Annotated in this window: 19 protein-coding genes; 12 read left to right on the plus strand and 7 right to left on the minus strand. The window is 52.4% G+C overall.

What is annotated here, in order from left to right:
• The first annotated feature begins 3 nt into the window (after nt 1–3).
• Genes ACVL1J_RS08510 through ACVL1J_RS08540 form a run of 7 tightly spaced genes read left to right on the plus strand, consistent with a single transcriptional unit; the run spans nt 4 to nt 6381 of the window.
• A complete protein-coding gene (locus ACVL1J_RS08510) occupies nt 4–1416 on the plus strand; it encodes a sigma-54-dependent transcriptional regulator (RefSeq protein WP_341237430.1) in 1413 nt (470 codons plus the stop codon).
• Nucleotides 1401–3563, plus strand: a complete 2163-nt coding sequence (locus ACVL1J_RS08515) for a sensor histidine kinase (protein WP_341237429.1) — start codon at nt 1401–1403, stop codon at nt 3561–3563. The genes ACVL1J_RS08510 and ACVL1J_RS08515 overlap by 16 nt, the downstream gene beginning before the upstream one ends.
• Before the next feature lies 1 nt (nt 3564).
• The gene (gene mobB / locus ACVL1J_RS08520) at nt 3565–4065 is read left to right on the plus strand and encodes a molybdopterin-guanine dinucleotide biosynthesis protein B (protein ID WP_159570931.1); all 501 of its coding nucleotides are present in this window, start codon (nt 3565–3567) and stop codon (nt 4063–4065) included.
• Nucleotides 4058–5278, plus strand: a complete 1221-nt coding sequence (locus tag ACVL1J_RS08525) for a molybdopterin molybdotransferase MoeA (protein ID WP_491665278.1) — start codon at nt 4058–4060, stop codon at nt 5276–5278. The genes mobB and ACVL1J_RS08525 overlap by 8 nt, the downstream gene beginning before the upstream one ends.
• The gene (moaD, locus tag ACVL1J_RS08530) at nt 5275–5532 is read left to right on the plus strand and encodes a molybdopterin converting factor subunit 1 (protein ID WP_159570925.1); all 258 of its coding nucleotides are present in this window, start codon (nt 5275–5277) and stop codon (nt 5530–5532) included. Before ACVL1J_RS08525 ends, moaD begins: the two co-directional genes overlap by 4 nt.
• Nucleotide 5533: 1 nt before the next feature.
• Entirely contained in the window at nt 5534–6001 is a 468-nt protein-coding gene (gene moaE / locus ACVL1J_RS08535; RefSeq protein ID WP_491665279.1) for a molybdopterin synthase catalytic subunit MoaE, read from the plus strand.
• Nucleotides 5998–6381: a fluoride efflux transporter FluC gene (locus ACVL1J_RS08540; RefSeq protein WP_236550877.1), complete on the plus strand. Its 384-nt coding sequence runs from the start codon at nt 5998–6000 to the stop codon at nt 6379–6381. Before moaE ends, ACVL1J_RS08540 begins: the two co-directional genes overlap by 4 nt.
• Nucleotides 6382–6397: 16 nt before the next feature.
• Here the strand turns inward: ACVL1J_RS08540 and ACVL1J_RS08545 are convergent, their stop codons facing one another.
• The gene (locus tag ACVL1J_RS08545; protein ID WP_159570919.1) at nt 6398–6868 is read right to left on the minus strand and encodes a rhodanese-like domain-containing protein; all 471 of its coding nucleotides are present in this window, start codon (nt 6866–6868) and stop codon (nt 6398–6400) included.
• 336 nt (nt 6869–7204) lie between these two features.
• On the opposite strand from ACVL1J_RS08545, the gene glnA reads away from it, so the two are divergent.
• The 4 genes from glnA to ntrC all read left to right on the plus strand — a co-directional run bounded on the left by glnA (nt 7205) and on the right by ntrC (nt 12041).
• Nucleotides 7205–8617, plus strand: a complete 1413-nt coding sequence (gene glnA, locus ACVL1J_RS08550) for a type I glutamate--ammonia ligase (protein WP_341237427.1) — start codon at nt 7205–7207, stop codon at nt 8615–8617.
• Nucleotides 8618–8794: 177 nt separating this feature from the next.
• Nucleotides 8795–9322 (plus strand): DUF4124 domain-containing protein, encoded by a 528-nt coding sequence (locus ACVL1J_RS08555; RefSeq protein ID WP_341237426.1) that lies wholly within the window; start codon nt 8795–8797, stop codon nt 9320–9322.
• Between the two features lie 5 nt (nt 9323–9327).
• Entirely contained in the window at nt 9328–10434 is a 1107-nt protein-coding gene (glnL, locus tag ACVL1J_RS08560) for a nitrogen regulation protein NR(II) (protein WP_341237425.1), read from the plus strand.
• 23 nt (nt 10435–10457) lie between these two features.
• Complete coding sequence (ntrC, locus tag ACVL1J_RS08565) at nt 10458–12041, plus strand: nitrogen regulation protein NR(I) (RefSeq protein ID WP_341237424.1); 1584 nt, start codon at nt 10458–10460, stop codon at nt 12039–12041.
• A 70-nt stretch (nt 12042–12111) separates the two neighbouring features.
• On the opposite strand, the gene ACVL1J_RS08570 is transcribed toward ntrC, so the two are convergent.
• The 6 genes from ACVL1J_RS08570 to ACVL1J_RS08595 all read right to left on the minus strand — a co-directional run bounded on the left by ACVL1J_RS08570 (nt 12112) and on the right by ACVL1J_RS08595 (nt 21143).
• Nucleotides 12112–14181, minus strand: a complete 2070-nt coding sequence (locus tag ACVL1J_RS08570) for a methyl-accepting chemotaxis protein (RefSeq protein ID WP_341237423.1) — start codon at nt 14179–14181, stop codon at nt 12112–12114.
• 158 nt (nt 14182–14339) lie between these two features.
• Nucleotides 14340–15119, minus strand: a complete 780-nt coding sequence (xth, locus tag ACVL1J_RS08575; RefSeq protein WP_491665323.1) for an exodeoxyribonuclease III — start codon at nt 15117–15119, stop codon at nt 14340–14342.
• Nucleotides 15120–15127: 8 nt separating this feature from the next.
• The gene (locus ACVL1J_RS08580) at nt 15128–17185 is read right to left on the minus strand and encodes a M3 family metallopeptidase (RefSeq protein WP_491665280.1); all 2058 of its coding nucleotides are present in this window, start codon (nt 17183–17185) and stop codon (nt 15128–15130) included.
• A gap of 39 nt (nt 17186–17224) precedes the next feature.
• Nucleotides 17225–18073, minus strand: a complete 849-nt coding sequence (folD, locus tag ACVL1J_RS08585) for a bifunctional methylenetetrahydrofolate dehydrogenase/methenyltetrahydrofolate cyclohydrolase FolD (protein ID WP_159570900.1) — start codon at nt 18071–18073, stop codon at nt 17225–17227.
• A gap of 83 nt (nt 18074–18156) precedes the next feature.
• Nucleotides 18157–18804, minus strand: a complete 648-nt coding sequence (locus tag ACVL1J_RS08590; RefSeq protein WP_201301478.1) for a response regulator transcription factor — start codon at nt 18802–18804, stop codon at nt 18157–18159.
• Nucleotides 18805–18809: 5 nt separating this feature from the next.
• Nucleotides 18810–21143: a PAS domain S-box protein gene (locus tag ACVL1J_RS08595; RefSeq protein WP_491665281.1), complete on the minus strand. Its 2334-nt coding sequence runs from the start codon at nt 21141–21143 to the stop codon at nt 18810–18812.
• 231 nt (nt 21144–21374) lie between these two features.
• On the opposite strand from ACVL1J_RS08595, the gene aceE reads away from it, so the two are divergent.
• Nucleotides 21375–24080, plus strand: a complete 2706-nt coding sequence (gene aceE / locus ACVL1J_RS08600; protein ID WP_159570894.1) for a pyruvate dehydrogenase (acetyl-transferring), homodimeric type — start codon at nt 21375–21377, stop codon at nt 24078–24080.
• The last annotated feature ends 14 nt before the right edge of the window (nt 24081–24094 follow it).

The following is a 24094-nucleotide window of genomic DNA, read 5'->3' on the forward strand; positions in this document are numbered from 1 at the left end:
GTTTTGACCTCTCAATCCAACACTGTTGACCTTCCCCAAGTTGCCGCAGGCCAAGGCATTGACGCCCAGCCCAGAAAGGGTTTGGCCGCATTGGCGGTGGATGACGAGCCCGGCATGCGCCACTTTCTGGAAAAAGCGCTGGAAACCCGTTTTGCCCGGGTAGACACGGCTGGTTCCGTTGAAATGGCGCAAGCACTGTTTGACGGCCATGACTACAGCACTGTGGTGCTCGATGTGAGCCTGCCGGGTAAAAGTGGCTTGTCTTGGTTGAATGAGTTGCGGCAAGGTGGTTATGAAGGCGATGTGATTTTAATCACAGGCTATGCCGACATGGACACTGCAATTGGTGCACTGCGGGCAGGGGCTCAGGATTTTCTGCAAAAACCGTTTCGAATTGATCAGCTTTGGTATGCGCTGGATCGCGCGGCTGATCAAAACCGCTTGAAGCGCGAAAATTTTGTATTGAAACGGGCAGTTTCCAACCTGCAACAAAACGAGCAGGTAATGGTGGGTGAAAGCCCGATTGTGCGCCAGCTCCGAAAGCTGGTGGCCAAAGTGGCCCCCACAGATTCAACCGTGTTGCTCACAGGTGAGTCAGGCTCAGGCAAAGAAGTGTTGGCCCGTACGCTTCATGGCATGAGCCTGCGCAGCGAACGCCCGTTTGTGCCAATTAACTGTGGTGCCATTTCCCCTGAGCTGATTGAAAGCGAGTTGTTTGGTCATGCCAAAGGTGCTTTCACCGGTGCCAATGAATCGCATCAGGGTCTGTTCTATTACGCACAAGGTGGCACCCTGTTTCTCGATGAAATTGGCGAGTTGCCGCTCAGCATGCAAACCAAATTACTGCGTGTTCTCGAGGATCGGCGAATCCGGCCCGTGGGCAGTACCAAGGAAGTGGATGTGGATGTGCGCATTGTTGCTGCCACGAACGTGAATCTGGATGTCGAGGTTAAGCGAGGGCGCTTCAGGCAAGACTTGTACTACCGCTTGCAGGTGATGCCGATTGAAATGCCGCCCCTGAGAACCCGCCCGGAAGACATCGAACTGTTGGCCAATTACTTCATCAAGGTGTTTGCCAAAAAGCTGCGCATTGATCCATTGACAATCAGCCCCGACATGCTGGCCCGCTTGCAGGCCTATGAATGGCCAGGCAATGTGCGCGAGCTTCGCAACTTCATTGAACGTTCATTGATTTTAGGCTACTTCCCCAAAGAAGACTTGCCTTTGAATCTTGATCTGGATGAGCGAGAGCAAACCGAAGAAAACCCACAAAATGAATCACTTGAGCAGGTTGAAAAGGCCCACATTCTTCGTGTGTTGAATGCGTGCAGCGGAAATAAATCCGAGGCGGCGCGTCGCTTGGGCGTGTCCCGAAAAACACTTGAACGAAAGTGCATGGCGTGGAGCCAAGAATAGGTCAGCGGCCGTTTCCGCCACGCGGGCATTTCTGGCCCAGCCACTGGACTGTCAAAACCAAACTGGTTGTTACAGCCTGTATCCCTTTGCTGGTACTTATTCCAATTGTGGCCATGTTGGTGTGGTCGGCTGGGCAAGCTGCCTACACCAAAATCCTGATTTCAAAGGTACGCAGCGATCTGGTGCTGGCACAGCAAGAACTTGCCGATGTGCAAGAGAGTAAATCGCAAGCGTTAAAGGCCTGGTCCGAGAGCGCCTTTCTTCGAAATTTGTTGAGCCAGCGTGGTGGCAAGCTGAATAACAAAGACCTGCAAACGCAGGCAGAGCGACTCGGTTTTGCTTACCTTCGTTTGATCAGTCCAACTGGCATGGTTGTGAATTCGTTTCCGTCTCGCTTGCCCTACATGCTCGACCCCGAGGTTCAAAAGTCGGTGAAGTTTCGAGAGTCGGGCAGTTACACTGTGTTGCTCTCGAACAAAGAGCTGAAGGACATTTCTCCCGATCTAGCGTCGAGTGCCGTGCAAGCCATTATTCCCACATCCAACGCCAGTCCTTCACCCAAAAGTACCGAAGATCGAGGTTTGGTCGTTCAGGTTCTGCAACCCCTTTTCAACGACGGCAACATGCTGGGTTACCTGGAAGGTGGCTTGCTGTTGAACGGCAACCTGAGTTTGGTGGATGAGATCAATAACCTGATTTACTCGCCCAATACTTTGCTGGAAGGTTCGATCGGCACCACGACTATTTTTCTGGAAGACGTGCGTGTGGCCACCACGGTTCGTCGTGATGGGGAGTCGCGTGCCTTGGGTACCCGAGTTTCCGATGTGGTTCGGCAAAGTGTGTTGGGGCGCGGTGAAGTGTGGCTGGAACGCGCCTTTGTGGTGAACGACTGGTATGTGGCCGCTTACGCACCGTTGTTGAGCCCAGAGGGCGCACGGATCGGCATGTTTTATGTCGGCTTTCTGGAAGCACCTTACGCCAATATCAAAACCCAGTTGCTGATTTTGTTTTTGCTGGCGGTGGGCGCTGCCATGGTGTTGGGTGCCATGATGGTGGTGCGCTTGACTTCGGGTATTTTTTACCCGCTGCGCCGCATGAACTACATTATGAGTCTGCAGGAAAAGGGCGATACAGCAGCCCGTGTGGGTGATCTTCGCCGCGAGGATGAGTTTGCGGACCTAGCCAATCACTTTGATGCTTTGCTGGATCAACTGGATGCTCGCCGCAGCGAGTTGCTTGGCTTGAATGAGCAATTGGATGAGCGTGTGCGGCAACGAACGGCAGATTTGCAAGCGGCCAATCAAAAACTTCATCAGGCGGTGGAACAGTTGCTGGCCTCCGAGAAATTGGCGGCCTTGGGGCAATTGACTGCGGGTATTGCCCATGAATTCAATAACCCCTTGGCGATCATGATGGGGCATCTGGATTTGATTCGCATCACCTTGAACGATCCTGAAAGCGCAAAAACATTGCGTTTGCTCGATGAGCAAGTTCACCGCATGCGCAATATTGTTCAAAAGCTGCTGCAATTTTGTAGACCAGATGAATATGCTTCTTACACCGAAGAAGTCAGTGTCAATGAAATCATTCAGGACAGTATTTTGTTCGTTCGCAATGAAATTGACACGGCGCGTGCGCAACTGAAGTTTGATTTTTCTGCGCAGCAAACGGTGCAAATCAGCAAAACCGAATTGCAGCAGGTCATGGTGAATTTGTTGATCAATGCAACCCATGCATTGGAGGGGGCCTTTGATGCGCAGTTTGCCGCTTTGAATGAAGGGCCCACCATTTGCATAAAAACTGCAGATGTTCGTTTGAGCGATGGTCAGCAAGCAGTGCAAATTCTGGTACAAAACAACGGTGAAGCGATTCCCCCTGATCGCCTGCAACTCATTTTCAAAATGTTCTACACCAGCAAACAGGCTGGTCGGGGAACTGGTTTGGGTTTGCCAGTATCGCGGATGTTGGTGCAACGTTATGGCGGCGATTTGTTGGCCGCCAGCCCGGTGGTGCCTGAAGGTGAACCACAATTCGGTGCGTGTTTCGAAATCGTATTGCGTTGCAAGGCGCGTCCATCCGCGGATATTTTGAAGGAAACAGGTCAGCAGCTTTTGCTGATCGAGAAGCAACTGTCAGAAGGAAACTGAAGTGCCCAAGGTGTTTGGCTTTGCCGGTTTTTCCGGCGTGGGTAAAACCACATTGATTGAACAGCTCTTGCCCATTTTGATTGGCGAGGGCGTTCGGGTGTCTGTGATTAAACATGCCCATCACGATTTTGACATTGATCGACCGGGCAAGGACTCGTATCGGCACCGCGAGGCGGGCGCCTATGAAGTACTGATTACAGCCAACAAGCGTTGGGTGTTAATGCACGAGTTGCGCAATGAAACCGAGCCCACCCTGGAAGAACAACTTGAAAAGCTGTCTCCTTGTGACTTGGTGATTGTTGAAGGTTTCAAAAGGGCAGATATTCCAAAAATTGAAATTTGGCGGGAGGCCAACGGCAAGCCAGTGTTGTATCCTCAGGATCAAAACATTGTGGCTGTGGCTTGCGACACTGAAATTGAATGCCGCGGCTTGCCGGTGCTCCCCTTGAATGACCCCGCTTCAATTGCGAAATTTATTCTGAAACGGTTTTTGAATGATTGATTTGAATGATTTGCTTGAGCAGGTGTGGCCGATTGCCGCCCAGCAAGCAATGCGTACTGAATCTGTGGAATTGAAGAATGCCTTGAGCCGTGTATTGGCCGAAGACGTTGTGTCCACGTTAAACGTACCGCAGCACGACAACAGTGGCATGGATGGGTACGCAGTTCGATGTGCCGATTTACAGCCGGGTCAACCATTCAGGGTGTCTCAACGTGTGCCTGCCGGTTCTTCACCGCAACATTTGCAGCCAGGAACGGTGGCCCGAATATTCACCGGCGCACCAATTCCTCCGGGCGCAGATTCCGTGATCATGCAGGAAGACGCTGTGGTCAATGACGACGCCAGCGTCACGTTCAACGCCTTGTCAAAGCCAGGGCAGTGGATACGCCGCGCGGGCGAAGACATTGCGAGCGGGCAGGTGGTGTTGTCCAAAGGCACCCGCCTGGATGCAATTCATGTGGGCTTGCTGGCCTCGATTGGCGTGCCCGCTGTGGCGGTCACCAAGCGCCTGAAAGTGGGTGTCATGGTCACTGGCAGCGAGCTTCAAAGCCCCGGAGAAGTTTTACAGCCCGGTCAAATCTACAACTCCAACGAGTATGTGTGGTGTGGTCTTCTTGAGTCGATGAATATGGAAGTGCGCTCGGTGGGCATTGTTCCTGATAATTTTGAGGCCACCTGCACTGCGCTACAGTCTTTGGCCGATTGCGATGCGGTGATCAGCTCGGGTGGGGTGTCGGTTGGCGAAGAAGATCATGTGAAACCCGCCATTGAAAAAGTGGGGCAGCTGCGTTCATGGAAAGTGGCGATGAAGCCCGGCAAGCCCATTGCATTTGGTCATATCAATCGACCAGGTGGTGGGCAAAGCTGGTTTTTCGGGTTGCCTGGTAATCCAGTCTCGAGCGCAGTCGCTTTTCAGTTGATTGTGAAACCCTTTCTGGGCCTGCTGGAAGGCCAAGCCCGAAATGAGGTGGACTGGCGTTCGCGCATGCGAAAAGTAAAAGCGGATTTTGCCTGGAGCAAGCCCGATTCTCGCCGTGAAGAGTTTTTGCGGGTCGATGTACAATCTGACAAAGCGGGTTTGTTTGCGAATCAAAGCTCGGGCGTGTTGACTTCGCTGGCCAGCTCCAGCGGTTTGATCAGATTGGCCAAAGGGCAGCAAGTTGAGCCGGGCGGCTGGGTTGATTACGTGTCGTATCAGGATTTGATGAAATGAAAGTAAAAGTGCGGTTTTTTGCGAGCCTGAAAGAATATGTTGGGCGCGACGGTCTGGAGATCAACGCGATATTTTCACCTGCAACCGTGGCAGGTTTGCGTGCCTATTTGTGTGCCGAGTATCCAGATTTCGCCAGGGCCATTTCAGAAGTGGGGCGTGTGCGTGCTGCTGTAAACCAGGACATGGCCGATGATGAAACCCCCGTGGCTGAGCACGCAGAGGTCGCCTTTTTCCCGCCGGTTACAGGGGGTTGAAATGAAGCGCTCCAAGGTCTTGGTTCAAGAGGCAGATTTTGATGTGGCCGAGGAAATTCGCTGGCTTCGGCAAGGTTTGCCCGAAATTGGTGCAGTGGCAAGCTTTATTGGCACCGTGCGCGACATCAACGACAACAGCAAAGTTCAGGCAATGACCCTTGAGCATTACCCGGGCATGACGGAAAAGGCACTTGAAAACATTTTGAAGGTGGCTGATGCACGGTTCGAAATTACATCAGCCATGATTATTCACCGAGTAGGGTCACTGTATCCTGAGGATCAGATCGTGTTTGCCGCAGCCACCAGCGAACACCGGCAGCAGGCTTTTTTGGCCTGTGAGTTCATCATGGATTACCTGAAAACAGAAGCGCCCTTCTGGAAAAAGGAAGACACGCCTGACGGTGCGCGTTGGGTGTCCGCACGCGACAGCGACGATTCCGCCAAAACACGTTGGGAGCAGGCTCAGTGAGTGCGCTGAACGCCTTGGCAGTGTTTGTGGGCGCAGGCTTGGGTGGAGTAGGGCGTTATGGCCTGGGGTTGGTATTGATCCAACCCGCCTGGTTACCTTTTCAAATCGGGACCTTGGCGGCCAACCTGGCGGGCGGCTTTGTCGCCGGTATTTTGTTCTCGGTTTTGGGACCCGTGTGGCTAAAAGCCAACCCTGTGGGTTTGTTTCTCATGACTGGGGTATTGGGTGGGTTGACCACTTTCTCTGCTTTCACAGCCGAAGGCGCTAATTTGTTGCTCGACAAGCCTGTACTGGCCTTGGGGCATGCCGCAGTGCATGTGCTGGGCTGTTTGGCAGCGTTTTTTGTGGCTGGCAGGTTGTTTGGCCTTTTCGGGCAATAATGCCCATATTGCGGCGTTAATGTTGCTCCCAGGGCAGCCCATGAAAACGCCATCCATTTGTACTCGAACGCTGGTGAAAGTCGTTCTTGTCACCCTCAAATCCTTCCAGAACATTGATTGCAAATTCAAAACCATGCTTGGCAGCCAATGTGGCGGCATGGTGTGAGCGAGCACCGCTTCTGCAAATAAAAAGTACCGGTTGATGCTTTTCAACCCGCGCTTCAATTTGAGCAATAAAGTCTGGGTTGCGTATTCCGTCGGGATAATTGTTCCACTCCACGTGAAATGAGCGGTCCTCTGAAAAACTCACTTGCCCAACCCAATCCAGTTCTGCGTCTGTTCGCACATCAATCAGCACGGCATTTTCATCGGTATTGAGTAACGCCCAGGCTTCTTGGGGGGTCAGCGCGCCCAAATAGCCCAGCCCCTTTTCAGACGCGTACTGTTTGGCCAGGTCAATCAATTGTTGTGAGGTGGATGGTGGCATCAAGATGTTGTTCGCAAATGGCATTATCAATGAGTGTATTGTAATACAAGCATGCGATCGATTAGACAAAATACTAATTTGCACCGTTGTGGTGCGTTTTGCACTGTAATGGTGCAAATCAGATTGGATGGATTCAAAGTGACCTGCGTGAAGCCTTGATTTGGTGTTGCCTGCGACTTGGTATGAACTTTGCTTTACCCCTCCACGTTGAAGATTGAATTCGTGCTGAGCGTCATATATAGCTGTATCGAACGTGCTATTGTTTCGCTTAAATCAAAGAGTTCAACCCAGAATTTTTTTAGATCACTATCCACCTCACGTACCAGGAGATTTTCAATGGCGACCGCCCAAGATGTAATGAAGATGGTTGCGGAAAACGAAGTGAAGTTTATTGACTTCCGCTTCACCGACACCAAAGGCAAAGAACAGCACGTGTCTGTGCCAGTTAAGATGTTTGACGAAGACAAGTTCGAGTCTGGCCATGCATTCGATGGCTCTTCCATCGCTGGCTGGAAAGGCATTGAAGCCTCTGACATGCTATTGGTGCCCGATGCTGACACTGCTCGCATGGACCCGTTCCGCGAAGAGCCCACACTGATTTTGACTTGCGATGTAATCGAGCCAACCGATGGCAAGGGTTACGACCGCGACCCACGCTCCATCGCGCGCCGTGCTGAAGCTTATCTGAAGTCCTCTGGCCTGGGCGACACGGCCTACTTCGGTCCAGAACCCGAATTCTTTATTTTCGACAGCATCACCTGGGGTGATGAAATGTCTGGCTGTTTCTTCAAGATCAAATCAGAAGAAGCTGCATGGTCTACCAGCATCGATTACGAGCACGGTAACCTGGGTCATCGCCCAACAGTAAAAGGCGGCTATTTCCCTGTGTCCCCAACTGATTCTTTCCAGGACATTCGTTCGGAAATGTGTCTGTTGCTGGAACAGCAAGGCGTACCCGTTGAAGTGCACCACCACGAAGTGGCTGGCGCAGGCCAGAACGAAATCGGCACCATGTTCTCCACGCTGACCAAGCGCGCTGACTGGACTCAAATTTTGAAGTACACCGTATGGAACGTGGCCGCCAGCTATGGCAAAACAGCCACATTCATGCCCAAGCCAATGTGGGGCGACAACGGTTCCGGTATGCACGTTCACCAGTCGATCTGGAAAGACGGCGTGAACCTGTTTGCTGGTAACGGTTACGCAGGTTTGTCTGATTTCGCCCTGTACTACATCGGCGGTATCATCAAGCACGCACGTGCCCTGAACGCGATCACCAACCCATCTACAAACTCGTACAAGCGTTTGGTGCCTCATTACGAAGCGCCGGTAAAACTGGCTTACTCTGCCAAGAACCGTTCTGCTTCTATCCGCATTCCACACGTGTCCAACCCCAAGGGTCGCCGCATTGAAGCGCGCTTCCCGGATCCAATGGCCAACCCATACCTGGCGTTTTCTGCCTTGTTGATGGCTGGTCTGGACGGCATTCAGAACAAGATTCACCCCGGTGAAGCCTCAACCAAAAACCTGTATGACTTGCCTCCAGAAGAAGACGCATTGGTACCAACCGTGTGTTCCAGCCTGGAACAGGCATTGGAAGCCCTGCAGGCTGACCACGAGTTCCTGACTCGTGGTGGCGTGTTCAGCAAGGAAATGATTGATTCATACATTGCCTTGAAAATGGAAGAAGTTCAGCGCTTGCGCATGAGCCCACACCCAGCTGAATACGACATGTACTACGGCCTGTAATTCAGACTGTACGCATTAGTCCGATGTGAAAATGGCCCTGCAAAGGGCCATTTTTGTTTTGAACAGTTTGTAAAGGTCTTCCCCCGTCTGGTATCAGCACTCGCCTTCAATGGGGAGGGGCTTCCGAAGGGGATCGAGTATCATGAAAGTCGTCCGGAATTTTTTAGAGATGCAACCATGGTGAAGTCGAGCGTCATCCAACATTTATTTTTTGCCTTGGTGCTGGGGGTTTTTGTTGTACCCAAGGCGCAAGCCAAAGGCACCGAAATGTTTGTGTGTACAGGCGCAGACGGTGTTCGAACCTATCAAAACTCGGATGGTGGTGCCGGCTGTGTGCCTTTGAACCTGAATCCGATTACTGTGGTGCCTTCTCCCCGTTCAGCCTCAAAAAGCAACGGAATGTCCGGGCCTTCCTCCACCGGTGGTTCTGGAAGGCGAGCCACGGCTGCTTACGACAACCGTTCAGCCTCTGATTTCAATGCGAAAGACGATCGAATGAAAATTATGCAAGAAGAGTTGCGCATTGAAGAAAGCAAGTTGAAGTCTTTGCAAGACGAATACAAAAACGGCCAGCCTGATCGCTTGGGCAGTGAGAAAAATTACCAAAAATATTTGGACCGTGTTTCACGACTTGAGCAGGAAATCATGGTGACCAATGACAATATTGAAATTCTTAAAACAGAATTGATCCGTCTTTCAAAATAGCTGTTTTGAATGCCGCCGGGTCACCCGAGGACGAAGTGAAAAAAGAACGGTTTCAAGGCCTTGAATTGTTGGCCACTGCGGTGGTGGTAAGTAACCCGGAAGGCGTGGTGTTGTACGCCAATCTGTCTGCCGAAACTTTGCTTGAAGTGTCACGGCGAAGCCTGGATGGGCAGTCACTGGCCGCGTGGTTCGTCGAGGCCAATGCGTTTCGGGAGTTTCTCAACAAATCCCTGATAGATCCCTTTGGTGTCAAGCGGCAGGTGTTTGAACTGATTCGTCCAAGCGGTACCTCAGAGCATGTGCACGTGACTCTTTCATGTCCCGATGGTGCCAACGGCGTCACCGTTATCGAGCTGCGTGAAATTGAACAGCAGCTCAAAGTAGATCGCGAAGCCAGAATGATGGACCAGTCGCTTGCGAACAAAGAGCTGATTCGCAACCTGGCCCATGAAATCAAGAATCCTTTGGGAGGTATTCGCGGCGCTGCGCAGTTGCTTGAAATTGAGCTGCCTTCACCCGAGCTAAAAGAGTACACGCAGGTGGTGATCAAGGAATCAGATCGCCTGCAAACCCTGGTTGATCGTCTGCTGGCCCCGCACCGCAAACCTCACATTGTCTCGATGATGAATATTCACGAGGTGTGCGAGCGTGTCCGTTCTGTGATTTTGGCTGAGCATCCAAAAGGTTTGAAATTCGTTCGTGACTACGACATTTCCATCCCCGAGTTTTTGGGCGACCTGGAGCAGCTTATTCAGGCAATCCTGAATATAGTGCGCAATGCTGCACAAGCTTTGGCACCTCAAATCGCAGAAAGCACCGCACAAATAACTCTATGCACCAGAGTGGTGCGTAGGGTAACCTTAAACCGCAAACAACACAGGCTGGCATTAGACTTGCAAGTGATCGACAACGGACCCGGTATACCTGCCGAAATCATGGAAAGAATTTTTTTCCCGCTGGTTTCCGGGCGTGAGGGCGGCAGTGGTTTGGGCTTAACGTTGGCTCAAACATTCGTGCAACAACACGAAGGCATTATTGAATGCAGCTCCACACCGGGAAGAACACTTTTTAAAGTCACATTGCCGCTTCAGTTTGATCACGCTACCAGCTGAGCGGTTTGAAGGAACCACAATTAATGCGTCCAATTTGGGTTGTTGATGATGACCACTCCATTCGATGGGTGTTGCAAAAAGCAATTTCCCGCGAAGGGATTCCTTGCGAAATTTTTTCGTCCGCAGCCGAGGTTTTAGAACGACTGGAAACTGAAGTACCACAGGTATTGGTCTCAGATATTCGCATGCCAGGGCAAAGCGGGCTTACGCTACTGTCCAAGGTTCGCGAGCTTCAGCCTGATTTGCCGGTCATCATCATGACGGCTTATTCTGATTTGGACAGTGCGGTGTCTGCCTTTCAGGGCGGCGCATTTGAATACCTTCCCAAGCCATTCGACATAGAAAAAGCGGTTGAATTGATTCTGCGCGCAGTGCGCGAATCGCAAACTGAAGAGTTTGTTGAAGAAGCTGATACGGCAGCCCCTGAAATATTGGGTCAGGCGCCCGCCATGCAAGACGTTTTTCGCGCCATCGGCCGTTTGTCGCAGTCCAATGTCACCGTATTGATTACGGGCGAGAGCGGCGCAGGCAAGGAATTGGTGGCCCGTGCATTGCACCGCCACAGCCCGCGCGCAGCTAAGCCGTTTATTGCCTTGAATACGGCAGCCATTCCCAAAGACTTGCTTGAATCGGAATTGTTTGGTCACGAGCGTGGTTCCTTCACGGGTGCGCAGGCTCAACGGCAGGGCAGGTTTGAGCAGGCCGAGGGCGGTACGCTGTTTCTGGATGAAATTGGCGACATGCCCGCTGAACTGCAAACCCGTTTGCTACGGGTGTTGTCTGACGGACATTTTTACCGTGTGGGCGGCCAGCAACCGATCAAAGCCAATGTGCGGGTGATTGCAGCCACACACCAGAATCTGGATGAACGTGTGAAGCTTGGCATGTTCCGCGAGGATTTATATCACCGTTTGAATGTGATTCGTCTTCGATTGCCTCCGCTGCGCGAGCGGCAGGAAGACATTCCCATTCTCGCTAAACACTTTCTCAATGTGTCGGCACGTGAACTGGGTACTGAAACCAAACGCCTGTCCGATTCAGCCATTCGAATCATCGGTGAATTCCCGTTTCCGGGCAATGTGCGCCAACTGGAAAACGTGTGCCGTTGGATCACTGTAATGGCACCTGCCCAATTGGTCGAGGCGCGTGATTTGCCTCCTGAGCTCAATGCCTTCCAGAACGAAGGTGCTAAAGCGCCGGATAAAATGGCGGAGAACTCCTCTACAAGCCCCAGTTTTTGGCGTGCCGAAGGCAGTCCTGTCTTGCCTGCAACAGATGCGCAGGCGTTGCCGCTGAACTTGGGCATGTCTGCTGGCAAGTATCCTGTTGATTCTGGCGTGGTGGATTCCTTTTCGAATTCACCTGTGCCGGTTGGCAGTGTCAGTTGGCTTGAATTGCTGTTCGTCGAGGCTGAAAAGGCATTGGAAAGCGGCCAACCTGATGTGATGGATGCCTTAACTGCCCAGTTTGAAACCATCATGATTCAAGCTGCTTTGAAGGCAACACACGGCAAACGAATTGAAGCCGCTCAGCGTTTGGGAATAGGGCGCAACACCATTACCCGTAAAATTCAGGATCTGAACATTGATGTAAAAGACATCGATTGATTGGTTCAGCCCCACCAATAAAAAAGCCTCTGCATGCAGAGGCTTTTTTGTTACACCGGGTGGTGTGAGATTACATGTTTTTAACCTGAAACTTTTTCAGAATATTGGACAGATCGGTGGCCACACCCTTCAGGCCTGAAACAGCATTGGCCGCGCGGCGTGCCATGTCCAGGTTGCCTTCGGACAACTGGGCTACCACTTCCACTTGCTGGCCGATGCTTTCCGAGGCCTGGTTTTGCTCCAGCAAGGCAGCGTGAATATTTTCAACTGAATGCGCTACCGCAGAAGAGTCTGCCGTAATTTGATTCATCGCCTGGCCTGCACGGTCCACAAGTTCCACGCCTTTTTTCACGCTTTCTACAGCCATGTCCATGTTGTTCACGGCCACGCCTGAGCTGTTTTGAATGGCTTCAATCATGCCGTGAATATCGTCGGTAGATTTGCGAGTGCGTTCAGCAAGCTTGCGCACCTCATCGGCCACAACAGAGAAACCTCGACCTTGTTCGCCGGCACGTGCGGCTTCAATGGCGGCATTCAAGGCCAGCAGGTTGGTTTGCTCTGCAATGCCCTTGATAATCAGCGCAATTTCAGAAATCTCGCGAGACTGTTCACCCAGTTGTTGAATCACACTGGCAGTTCCCTGAACGTTCTCGGAAATCTTGTGCATTTGCTGGGTGGCTGAATTGATCGCACCCAGGCCATCATCAGCCAACTGGCGAGCCTTGTTGCTCACGTCTTTGGCTTCGGTTGCAGACTCACCCACGCTGGAGATGGAAGAAGACATTTCTTCAACTGCAGCAGCCATACCCGAGGCGGCATCGCTGCCCGATGCGGCACCCTTGCTCAATTCTTCGCTGGTTTGAACCAGATCTTCAGAAGCAAACTGAACTTGATCTGTGCTGCGTTTTACCGCGCCCAGCGCCTGTTCCATGCTTTCAGCCATGCGATTCATGCTGCGAGCCAGCAGGCTGATTTCGTTTTTCGTGGACACGCTGCCATTGGTCACATCGTCGGCAGCACGTGCGGTCATATCGCCATTGCCCAACTTCAAGGCCAAGGCAGTCAGTACTTTGGTAGAAGCAGTCAAGCGGTTGGTTACCCAAAACAGGGCCAAAGCAATTATTGCAGAGGCGATCAGGCCCATCACAACCATCATCGACGACATGGCGTAAATGGTGCTAAACATTTCAGAGGTAAGCGCTGGTGCAACAATGGCTGCACCGCCCCACTGGGGAACCTTGGTGAATGCAACAAACTCTGTGCGGCTTTCACCTGATTTCGGATCGTTCCAGCTGACTTGGGTAATACCTTTGTCTTCCTTGCTCATCTTGTCGAGCAAACCCTGCAAATCAGATTCCTTGGCTGCCAATTCCTTGAATTCATCGCCTTTGAATTGCGAGTGAATCATTACTTTGCCTGCATTGGCACCTGTGGTGTACAGCACGTAAGGAATGCCAGTTTCGCCAACGCGTGTGCTTAACACGGCATTCTGAACATCGGCAAACAGATTGGTCATATCAAAACCAATGTACAGCACCAAATCATGTTGACCGTTGGTGCTTTTAATCGGCAGGTACTTGGACATGTATCGCTTGCCGAACAGCAGGGCTTCACCCACATAGGTTTCGCCTTTAATCACCTTGGCGTAGCTTGGGTGGCTGCGATCCAGCTTGGTGCCCACGGCACGGTCGCCATTTTCTTTCTTCAAACTCGTGGAAATTCGCAGGTAGTCGTCGCCCGTGCGAACAAACACCGTGGCAATGCCACCGGTCATTTTTGTAAAGTTATCGACCACACCGTAGTTGCCGGTGATGAAAGTAGAATCCAGGGTAACCATGGGGCCGTCAATTTCAGGGGTAATTGAAATTGGCTGTTCTGGATCAACCAGTAACTCACCCTTGAACTCAACCTCAAACAATTCGGCAAGTTGCGTCACAGAGCCTTCTGACAGCTTGTAGGCAATTTCCATTGTTTGTCGCAAACCTTCAGCCTGAGTTGAAACGGCACGCTCGGTGCGCGCAGTGGCGGCATTGAAAGTGTAAGCAGCAGTAATGCCGACCAGACTCAATACAATCAAGGCCACCAAGGCCGCGCTGGTGAAGCTGATCTGTTTGGAAAGGGGCAGAGTCTTTAGGTTCATGATTCGGAGCGATTGGGAGGGTGATGAACAGCCTCGATCATCGCATCGCTTACCCCAGACTAATTGCCTAATTAGAGGGGTAAATCGCCTGCTATCAGTGTCTAAAGTTCGGTTGTTGGGTTCAAGCATTCCCCCTTTTGGAGGGGGGTGCTTGTCAATCAAATACTCAAGGTTGCAATTGCGGGGGCGTGGTCGGAAGGCTTTTCCCATTTGCGGGGGGCACGGTCAATCACGCTGGCTGTGCAATTCTCGGCAAGTGGCTTGGAAAGTAAAACATGGTCAATTCTCAAGCCTTTGTTTTTCTGAAAACCCAGCATGCGGTAATCCCACCACGAGAAGGTTTTCTCGGGTTGCTCAAACAGGCGAAAACTGTCGACCAAACCCATACCCAGAAGCGTGTTGAAGCGACTGCGTTCATCGTCTGAGCACAACACTTGCCCGGCCCAAGCCTTGGGGTCGTGCACATCGCGGTCGTCGGGGGCAATGTTGTAATCGCCCACCAAGGCCAGCTTTGGATATTGGGCAAGCCAACCTTTGCAGTCTTTCAGCAAGGCATCCAGCCAGGTTTTTTTGTACTCGAACTTGTCCGAGCCCACTTCTGAGCCATTGACCACATAGGCGCTGATAAAGCGCAATTCACCGAATGTGGCTGCAATGACCCGCTTTTGTTCATCCGGAAAGCTGGGCAAGTTCACCTGCACATCTGCAGGCTCAGGCATGGTGGCTTTTTTGTACAGAATGGCCACGCCGTTGTAGGTTTTTTGACCTGCAAATACGGCACCGTATCCAGCGGCTTGAAGCTCGGCCACTGGAAAGTTCTCGTCAGTCAGTTTCAACTCTTGAAGGCCTAGCAAGTCAACCGGGTTGCTTTCAAGCCACTGCAAGAGGTGCGGCAAACGCACCTTCAGCGAATTCACATTCCAGGTTGCAAGTTGAATGTTGGCCATTACGCCGCCTGCCTGTTGTCAACCATGCCAGTGTGGCGAAGCAGGGCGTCGATACTGGGTTCGCGACCACGGAAGGCCTTGAACGATTCTGCTGCCGGGCGGCTGCCACCCACCGACAGTATTTCCTCCAGAAACTTCTTGCCAGTTTCCGGGCTTACCACACCGTTTTCCTCGAACATGGCAAATGCATCGGCCGACAATACTTCAGCCCACTTGTAGCTGTAGTAACCCGCGGCATAGCCACCCGCAAAAATATGACCGAACGAATTGGGGAATCGGTTGTAGGCTGGGGGAATCAACACTGCCACCTCGCTGCGTACTTGGGCCAGCAGGTCCAGAATATTCGTTCCGCTGTGCGGGTCGAAATCGGTGTGCACCAGCATGTCGAACAAGGAAAACTCGATTTGGCGCAGGGTTTGCAAACCACTCTGGAAATTCTTGGCGGCCACCATTTTGTCGAACAAGGCTTGGGGCATTGGCTCGCCAGTGGTCTCGTGTGCAGTCAGTGATTCAACCACACTCCATTCCCAGGCAAAGTTTTCCATGAATTGCGATGGCAGCTCCACTGCATCCCATTCCACGCCATTGATGCCGGCCACATCCAGTTCGTCTACACGGGTCAGCATGTGGTGAATGCCATGCCCGAATTCATGAAACAGGGTTTGAACGTCGTCGTGCGAAAGTTGTGCCGGCTTGCCCGCTGCCGGTTTTGTGTAGTTGCAGGTGAGGTAAGCCACAGGTGTTTGCACACCTTGGTCTGTGCGTTTGCGGCCACGGGCATCGTCCATCCAGGCACCTGAGCGCTTGCTGGCACGCGCATACGGATCCAGGTAAAAGTGCGCAATCGCTTTGCCTTCTTTCTGAACTTCAAAGAAGCGTACATCGGGGTGCCAGGTGTCCGCCTGGGCTTTCACAATTTGCACGCTGAACAGCTTCTCGGTCAGCTTGAACAGACCATCCAGCACGCGGTCTTCCTGAAAGTATTGGCGCACTTCGAGATCACTGAAGGCGTATTTCTTTTCTTTCAGTTTTTCGGATGCATAGCTCATGTCCCAGCTTTGCAATTCATCCATGCCCAGCTCGGCTTTCGCAAATGCCTTGATTTCTTCAAGGTCACGCAAGGCAAATGGTTTGGCCTTCAGGGCCAATTCGCGCAGGAAGTTTACAACCTCACCGGGTGTGTTGGCCATTTTTGGAACCAGGCTCAATTCACCGAAATTCTTGTAACCCAACATTTGGGCTTCTTCAAGGCGCAGCTGGAGCAGCTCGCGGATCAGTGCCGTGTTGTCGAGCTCCGCAGGGCCGAATTCAGACGCGCGCTTTGCATAAGCCTCATAAAGGGTTTCGCGCAACTCGCGTTTGTCTGCGTACTGCAACACAGGAAAATAGGAGGGGAATTGAAGGGTGAATTTGTAGCCTTCCTTGCCCTCAGATTTCGCCAACTCTTCAGCGGCCTGAACTGCATAATCGGGAATGCCCGCCAACTCGGCTTTGTCGGTCACGATCAGTTCAAAGGCATTGGTCGCGTCCAGCACGTTTTCAGAAAACTTGGCCGTAATGGCCGCCTGGCGGTCTTGAATTTCGGCGTAGCGCGGCTTTTGATCAGCCGGCAGTTCGGCACCGCCAAGCTTGAAGCCGCGAATGGAATTGGCCAGTACTTTCAGTCGCGCCGGTGTGAACAGCTTGGCCGCATCACTTTGTTCAATGGCTTTGTATATGGCATACAGGCGTTCGTCCTGCCCAACCATGGTCCAGAATTCGGTGGTTTTTGGCAAACAGGCATTGTAGGCGGCGCGCAGTTCGTCGGTGTCGGCCACCGAATGCAGATGACCCACCACACCCCAAGCGCGGCTGAGCTGTTCACAGACCACATCCAGTGGCAGAAGGGTGTCTTCCCAAGTTGCTTGTTCTGGTGCAGTGCTGGCGGTTGTTTCCAGTTGTTTTTTTGCGGTCGCAAGCAGCGTGTCAATTGCTGGTTCCACGTGCTCGGTTTTGATATCCGAAAAACGAGGTAATCCGGAAAAGTCGAGTAGGGGGTTGCTCATGTTCGCGTTCATAGGTCTTGGGTCCTGCTAAAAAATGCTTAAAGGCTGCGCTTATATGCTGCGTTCAACCGCTTCAATTGTGTTTTGCAACAGCATGGTGATGGTCATGGGGCCAACGCCGCCAGGCACTGGCGTAATCCAGCCGGCCACTTCCTTGGCTGATTCAAAATCCACATCGCCACACAATTTTCCGTCTGGCAGGCGATTAATACCCACATCGATCACCACTGCGCCGGGTTTGATCATGTCGCCAGTAATCATATTGGGGCGCCCCACCGCAACGACAAGTATGTCAGCGCGCTGGCAATGCGCTTTCAGGTCTTTGGTTTTGCTGTTGCACAAGGTGACCGTTGCACCTTGTTGCAGCAGCAACATGGCTTGGGGCTTGCCCACAATGTTGCTCGCGCCAATGACGACTGCTTCTGCGCCACGCAATTCAATGCCAGTCAATTCCAGCATTTTCATCACGCCGTAGGGCGTACACGGGCGAAACAGGGGTTTGCCTGTCATCAGCAAGCCCGCATTGCTGATGTGAAAGCCATCCACATCTTTTTCGGCGTTGATGGACTCAATCACCAAATGCGAATCCAGGTGCTTGGGCAAAGGCAGTTGCACCAGAATGCCGTGGATGCTGGGGTCGGCATTTAGTTGTTCAACCAAGCCCACCAGCGCGTCCTGGCTGGTGTTTTCGGGCATGCGGTGCATGACCGATTTAAAGCCCGCTTTCTCGCACGCAGATACCTTGTTGCGCACATAAACCTGCGAGGCTGGGTCTTCACCCACAAGTACCACGGCCAAGCCCGGCTGGTGGCCCAGCGCGGTGAGTTCGGCAGCGCGCTTTGCAATGGTTTCACGAATTGAGGCAGCCAGTTCAGTGCCGCTGATAAGTTGTGCAGACATGGTTGAATGAGTTCTTAAATTTGAAATGGTTCAATTGAACAAGGCCCACCTTCAGGTTGGCAGTGGGCCTTGTTGAGAGATCGTCAGGACTGTGCCAATTCCGGTGATTTACGCAAGGCAATTTTCAGCAAGTCGGCCACAGTGGTTACTTGCAGCTTGTCCATAATATTGGCGCGGTGGGCCTCTACTGTTTTAATGCTGATATTCAGGTCGTCGGCTATTTGTTTGTTCAAACGGCCAGAAACGATGCGCTCAAGCACCTGCAACTCACGCGTTGTCAGCTTGGAATACAGTTTGTTGATTTGTTCATCAAGTTTGGCAGTTTGTGCAAGTTCATGGGCAAGGCGCATGTGCTGGTGAATCAGGTCTTTGATTTTGCCTTCATCAAAGGGTTTTTCCAGAAAATCAACCGCACCGTTTTTCATGGTTTCAACGGCCAGGGTGACATCGCCATGGCCGGTGATGAACACGATCGGAATGGGTATGCCGCGTTCATTCAGTGTTTTTTGAACTTCCAGGCCAGAAAGCTTGGGCATGCGTATGTCCAGCAGCAACACACAGGGCTGTGGCCATGCCAGTTGTTCCAGAAACAACTCAGGATCTTCATAGGTTTTTACCTGATATCCCTCGGTTTCAATCAACCATTGAAGCGAGTCTCGCACCGCCTCGTCATCGTCCACGATGAACACGGTTTCTTGTATTTCGGTGGGGCGTGGCTGGGTGTGGAGCATTGGCTTTATTCCATAACAGGTGGGTTGATGTGCGCAAGCACCGAGTCTTCGGCCAAGGGCAAGGTGAACTTGAACACGCTGCCTTGGCCTTGCGCGGGTTCTACCCACAATTGGCCTTGATGATACTCAATAATAGTACGACAGATGTTCAGCCCCATGCCCATTCCATCGGATTTGGTGGTGAAAAAGGACTCAAACAGCCGTTGACGAATTTCTTCGGGCACTCCAACACCGTGATCCCGAACTTCAATCAGGGCAAACTGAGCCGATTGGCCCACCTGGATTTCAATCAGCTTTTGCTCCGATGGCAAATGCCCCATGGCCTCAAGTCCGTTCTTGATCAAGTTCATGAGTACTTGCTCGATCAGTACGGGGTCTGCTACTACAGACATCAATGCGTCCGGCAGGTGCATTTCGATTCGTGCAGACTGGTGTTTCGCCTCCAGTCGCGAGAAGCTGATCGCATCCTCAATAATTTTTCCGATCGGGCAGGGGCCACGCTTGGGTTCCTGTTGCTTCACAAACTCGCGAATGCGACGAATGACAGCTCCGGCGCGCTGGGCCTGGACATTGACCTTTTCCAGCACAGGAAGCAGTTCCTCAGGACTTACCTTGCCTGCTTTAAGGCGTGTGACGCTGCCCATGTTGTAGTTGGAAATGGCCGCCAGCGGCTGGTTAATCTCGTGGGCCAGGGAGGAGGCAAGTTCACCCAGCGTGATTAATCGGGAGGTGAACTGCAGTTTTTCCTGTTGCTGACGTGACATGTCCTCGGCTTCCTTGCGCGAAGATATGTCGGTGGCCACCTGCATCACCACCGTTGCGCCGTCTACCCAGGAAATGGATCGTCTTCGAACCTCGTACCAACGCTGTGAAACGGGATTAAGCCACTCAAAAGGCTCATACAGGTTCACACGGTTTCGGCGATTCTTCGACATGCGTGGCGGCATCGCTTTACCAAACCATTCGCGATGCAGCCGATTCACGAAAATATATTCGTCAAGCCCGGCCTCGGGGCCTTGCACGCAAACAGCGGCATCCAGCTCTTCGAGAATGCGAACAAACCGGCGGTGGGCTGCAGCCAGCTCATCGCGTACCCTGCGGGGTTCGGTGATGTCTGTCATTGAGGTCATCCAGCCACTTTGCTGGCCATCGCTATCGACCAGTGGCGAAACGTACATGCGCGCATCGAACACGCTGCCGTCGCGCCTGCGAACTTGCACTTCGATGCCCTTCTGCGGCGCGTTACCCGACAAAATCAAGTCCAGATTGGTTTGCTGTTCCTCGTAAGACCGGTCTGGCCAATAAGGAAACGGCGGCGTCATGCCCACCAGTTCCGATTCCTTGTAGCCTGTCATCTTGCAAAAAGCTGGGTTGACATAGGTAATCCGCCCTTGCATGTCGATGGCTCGCATCCCGGTGACCACTGAGTCCTCCATCGCACGTCGAAACTTGGTCTCAGCCAACAATCGCTTCTCAGCCTGACTGCGAAGTTTCGCATGGCGAAACAGCAAGATAAAACTCCATACAATCACCAATGAAAGTCCAAACACGGCCCACGCCAGCATATTGGAGAACAGCTCGGTGTTGGTTTTGTAAAGCACTGCGCGCAGTTTCAGGCCGTGCCCCGGTGGGTCTAGCGGTACCTCGTGGCTTAGTTTGGCATTGTCGATCGACCGGCTGACATTGGACGCCACCGGGTTGCCCCCTCCGTCCACAATGCTGACCAGATAGAGTTGAACAAAAGACTCCGGCACTGCATCGTTGAGCAAAGAGGCAAGGGGAATGGTCGCGGCAACTGTGCCAATGAAATCGCCCTTGTTGAAGATCGGGCTATGAACTTCAATAAAAACCTTGCCGGAGGGGTCCAGGAAAGGTCTTGAAAACACGGGCAGGCGAGTTTCCCTGGCGGTGTTGAATGCCCAGTAGCTCTCGGCATCTTCGATGGTTTGGAATAGGGGATGCAGCACTTCCGAGGATCGCGAACCAGGCAGGGCCAAATTGGTGACCCGTCTTTCCTCATCAATAATCAGCACGCTGCTGACTTCCTGAAACTCATTTAACAGGGCTTGGGCGGAAAAGCGAAACCCCTCAACATCACTGCTGTTTTGTTCAAAGCCACGGGCGATTTGGTTCAGGCGTTCTTGCGAGGCCAGCAAGCGGGTACGAATGGTTTGGCGTGCAAGTTCGACATCGCGGATCACCCGCAATTGGGTTTGATTTTGATCCTCGGAATGCAGGGTGTAGAAAAACGCCCCCATGGCGAGCAAAAACAGAATGATGCCCACCAGCGGGGTGGCCCAAACCAATGGGCTTGTACGGGGTTGATCGCTGAGGCGCACGGTCGAATCGGTCTCGAAATCCTGAAGATGACTGAAGTGTACAAAACAAGCGGGCAGGTGGGTTGACTGGATTCAAGGGGATTCGGGAAAATCCTTATAAATTCCACGATATGAAAACACAAATCATAATTTGAAACTTTATGAATTAGGTGTGATACTCTAATATCAACAGGAAATACAGCCAAAAGCTCGTACTTCTGCAAAAGAACCCAGAGACCCAAGGAGGAAGCAATGTCAGCGCAACTCGATTTCCCCGGATCGGACGATCCCGATTTCCAAGAAACCCAAGAATGGCTAGATGCCCTGGAGGCCGTGCTTGAACGCGAAGGCCCGGAGCGCGCGCATTACTTGCTCGAACAACTCATTGCCAAAGCCCGTTTAAGCGGTGCCTTTATCCCGTTTTCGGCGAACACCGAGTACGTGAACACCATCCCCGTGCACCTTGAAACCCGTTGCCCCGGCAACATGGAATATGAAGAGCGCCTGCGCAGCTGGATGCGCTGGAACGCCATGGCCATGGTGGTGCGTGCCAACAAAAAAAGCCCGCCCGATGGCGGAGACCTGGGTGGTCACATTGCATCGTTTGCATCCCTGGCTACCATGTTGGGCGTGGGTTTTAACCACTTTTGGCATGCTGAAGATGAAAACCACGGCGGCGACTTGTTGTACCTTCAAGGCCATGTTTCTCCCGGTATTTATGCCCGCGCCTTTCTCGAGGGTCGCCTAACCGAGGATCAACTGGACAACTTCCGTCAGGAAGTGGATGGCAAAGGTCTTTCAAGCTACCCCCACCCCAAGCTGATGCCTGAATTCTGGCAGTTCCCCACCGTGTCAATGGGTCTTGGCCCGTTGATGGGTATTTACCAAGCCCGTTTCCTGAAGTACCTGCACGCCCGCGGTATTTGCGATACATCCAAGCGCAAAGTGTGGGTGTTCTGCGGTGACGGTGAAATGGACGAACCCGAATCATTGGGCGCCATCGGCATGGCCGCGCGCGAGAAGCTCGACAACCTGGTGTTTGTGGTGAACTGTAACTTGCAGCGCCTCGATGGCCCTGTGCGTGGTAACGGTAAAATTATTCAGGAACTCGAAGGCGAGTTCCGTGGTTCAGGCTGGAATGTACTCAAAGTAATTTGGGGCGGTTACTGGGATGAACTGCTGGCCCGCGACAAAGACGGGCTGATGCGCAAAGTCATGCTGGAAATGGTCGATGGCGAATACCAAAACTGCAAGGCCAACGACGGCGCTTATGTGCGTAAAAACTTCTTTGGCAAGCACCCCAAATTGCTGGAAATGGTTGCCCGCATGACCGATGAAGACATTTGGCGCTTGAACCGTGGCGGCCACGACCCGCACAAGGTACATGCTGCATACGATGCGGCCATGAAACACGAAGGTCAGCCCACAGTGATTCTTGCAAAAACCGTGAAAGGTTTCGGCATGGGCAAAGTGGGTCAGGGCAAGAACACCACTCACCAGCAGAAGAAGCTGGACATTCAATCCATCAAGGAATTTCGCGATCGTTTCAACATTCCGGTTTCCGACGACATCATCGACGAAGTGCCTTTCTTCAAACCGGCCGACGATGCGCCGGAAATCAAATACCTGCATGAACGTCGCCAAGCCTTGGGCGGTTATTTGCCCAAGCGTCGCCGCGAGGCCGACGAAAAGCTGAAAGTACCTGGCCTGGATGCATTTGAATCAGTGCTGGAGCCCACCAAGGAAGGCCGTGAAATTTCCACCACCCAGGCTTTTGTTCGCGTACTTACTGCATTGGTTCGCGACAAAGAACTGGGTCAGCGCATTGTGCCGATTGTGCCCGATGAAGCCCGCACCTTTGGTATGGAAGGCATGTTCCGTCAGTTGGGTATTTATTCCTCACAGGGGCAGTTGTACGAACCAGTGGATCGCGACCAGGTGATGTACTACCGCGAAGACAAGGCCGGCCAAATTCTGGAAGAGGGCATCAACGAAGCGGGCGCATTCAGTTCCTGGATCGCGGCGGCCACGTCGTACTCCACCAACAACCGCGTCATGATTCCGTTCTACATTTATTACTCCATGTTCGGTTTCCAACGTGTGGGCGATCTGGCCTGGGCCGCAGGCGATATGCAAGCGCGTGGCTTCCTGTTGGGCGGCACTGCTGGCCGCACCACATTGAATGGAGAAGGTTTGCAGCACGAAGATGGTCACAGCCATATTTTGTCTTCGACCATTCCCAACTGCGTTAGCTACGATCCCACATTTGCGCACGAACTGGCGGTGATCATTCAACATGGCTTGAAGCGCATGGTTGAAGATCAGGAAAACGTGTTTTATTACCTCACCGTGATGAACGAGAACTACGCGCAACCTGGTCTGAAAAAGGGCACCGAAGAGGGCATTCTGAAAGGCATGTACGTGTGCCGCGAATCTGCCTTGAAGAAAGCGGGCAAGAAACGCGTTCAGTTGTTGGGTTCGGGCACCATTTTGCGTGAATCACTGGAAGCTGCCGAGTTGCTTGAGAAAGACTGGGGTGTTGCTGCCGATGTGTGGTCAGTAACAAGTTTCACTGAACTGCGCCGTGAAGGCCTGGATGTTGAACGTGAAAACATGCTGCACCCTGAGAAAAAATCCAAGCCTAGCTATGTCGAAAAAACGCTGGCAAAAACCGAAGGTCCAATTGTGGCTTCAACCGACTACATGAAGTTGTTTGCGGATCAAATTCGGCCATTCATGCCCAAAGGTCGTGAATACAAAGTATTGGGCACCGATGGTTTTGGTCGTTCCGATTTCCGCTCCAAGTTGCGTGAGCATTTTGAGGTGAACCGTCATTTCGTAACCGTTGCAGCATTGAAGGCCCTGGCCGATCAAGGTGAAATTCCCTTGAGCACCGTGGGTGATGCAATCAAGAAATACGGCATCAACCCCAACAAGCCCAACCCAGCCTACGCATAAAAAGGACGACTGAA

It is taken from the genome of Limnobacter sp. G6BE5S (assembly GCF_058448965.1).

Excerpts from the sequence above, each read along its gene's own strand:
- ACVL1J_RS08525 (WP_491665278.1), top strand. The coding sequence starts at position 4,058 with ATGATTGATTTGAATGATTTGCTTGAGCAGGTGTGGCCGATTGCCGCC.
- moaD (WP_159570925.1), top strand. The coding sequence starts at position 5,275 with ATGAAAGTAAAAGTGCGGTTTTTTGCGAGCCTGAAAGAATATGTTGGG.
- moaE (WP_491665279.1), top strand. The coding sequence starts at position 5,534 with ATGAAGCGCTCCAAGGTCTTGGTTCAAGAGGCAGATTTTGATGTGGCC.
- ACVL1J_RS08545 (WP_159570919.1), bottom strand. The coding sequence starts at position 6,868 with ATGCCACCATCCACCTCACAACAATTGATTGACCTGGCCAAACAGTAC.
- glnA (WP_341237427.1), top strand. The coding sequence starts at position 7,205 with ATGGCGACCGCCCAAGATGTAATGAAGATGGTTGCGGAAAACGAAGTG.
- ACVL1J_RS08555 (WP_341237426.1), top strand. The coding sequence starts at position 8,795 with ATGGTGAAGTCGAGCGTCATCCAACATTTATTTTTTGCCTTGGTGCTG.
- ntrC (WP_341237424.1), top strand. The coding sequence starts at position 10,458 with ATGCGTCCAATTTGGGTTGTTGATGATGACCACTCCATTCGATGGGTG.
- ACVL1J_RS08570 (WP_341237423.1), bottom strand. The coding sequence starts at position 14,181 with ATGAACCTAAAGACTCTGCCCCTTTCCAAACAGATCAGCTTCACCAGC.
- ACVL1J_RS08580 (WP_491665280.1), bottom strand. The coding sequence starts at position 17,185 with ATGAACGCGAACATGAGCAACCCCCTACTCGACTTTTCCGGATTACCT.
- folD (WP_159570900.1), bottom strand. The coding sequence starts at position 18,073 with ATGTCTGCACAACTTATCAGCGGCACTGAACTGGCTGCCTCAATTCGT.
- ACVL1J_RS08590 (WP_201301478.1), bottom strand. The coding sequence starts at position 18,804 with ATGCTCCACACCCAGCCACGCCCCACCGAAATACAAGAAACCGTGTTC.
- aceE (WP_159570894.1), top strand. The coding sequence starts at position 21,375 with ATGTCAGCGCAACTCGATTTCCCCGGATCGGACGATCCCGATTTCCAA.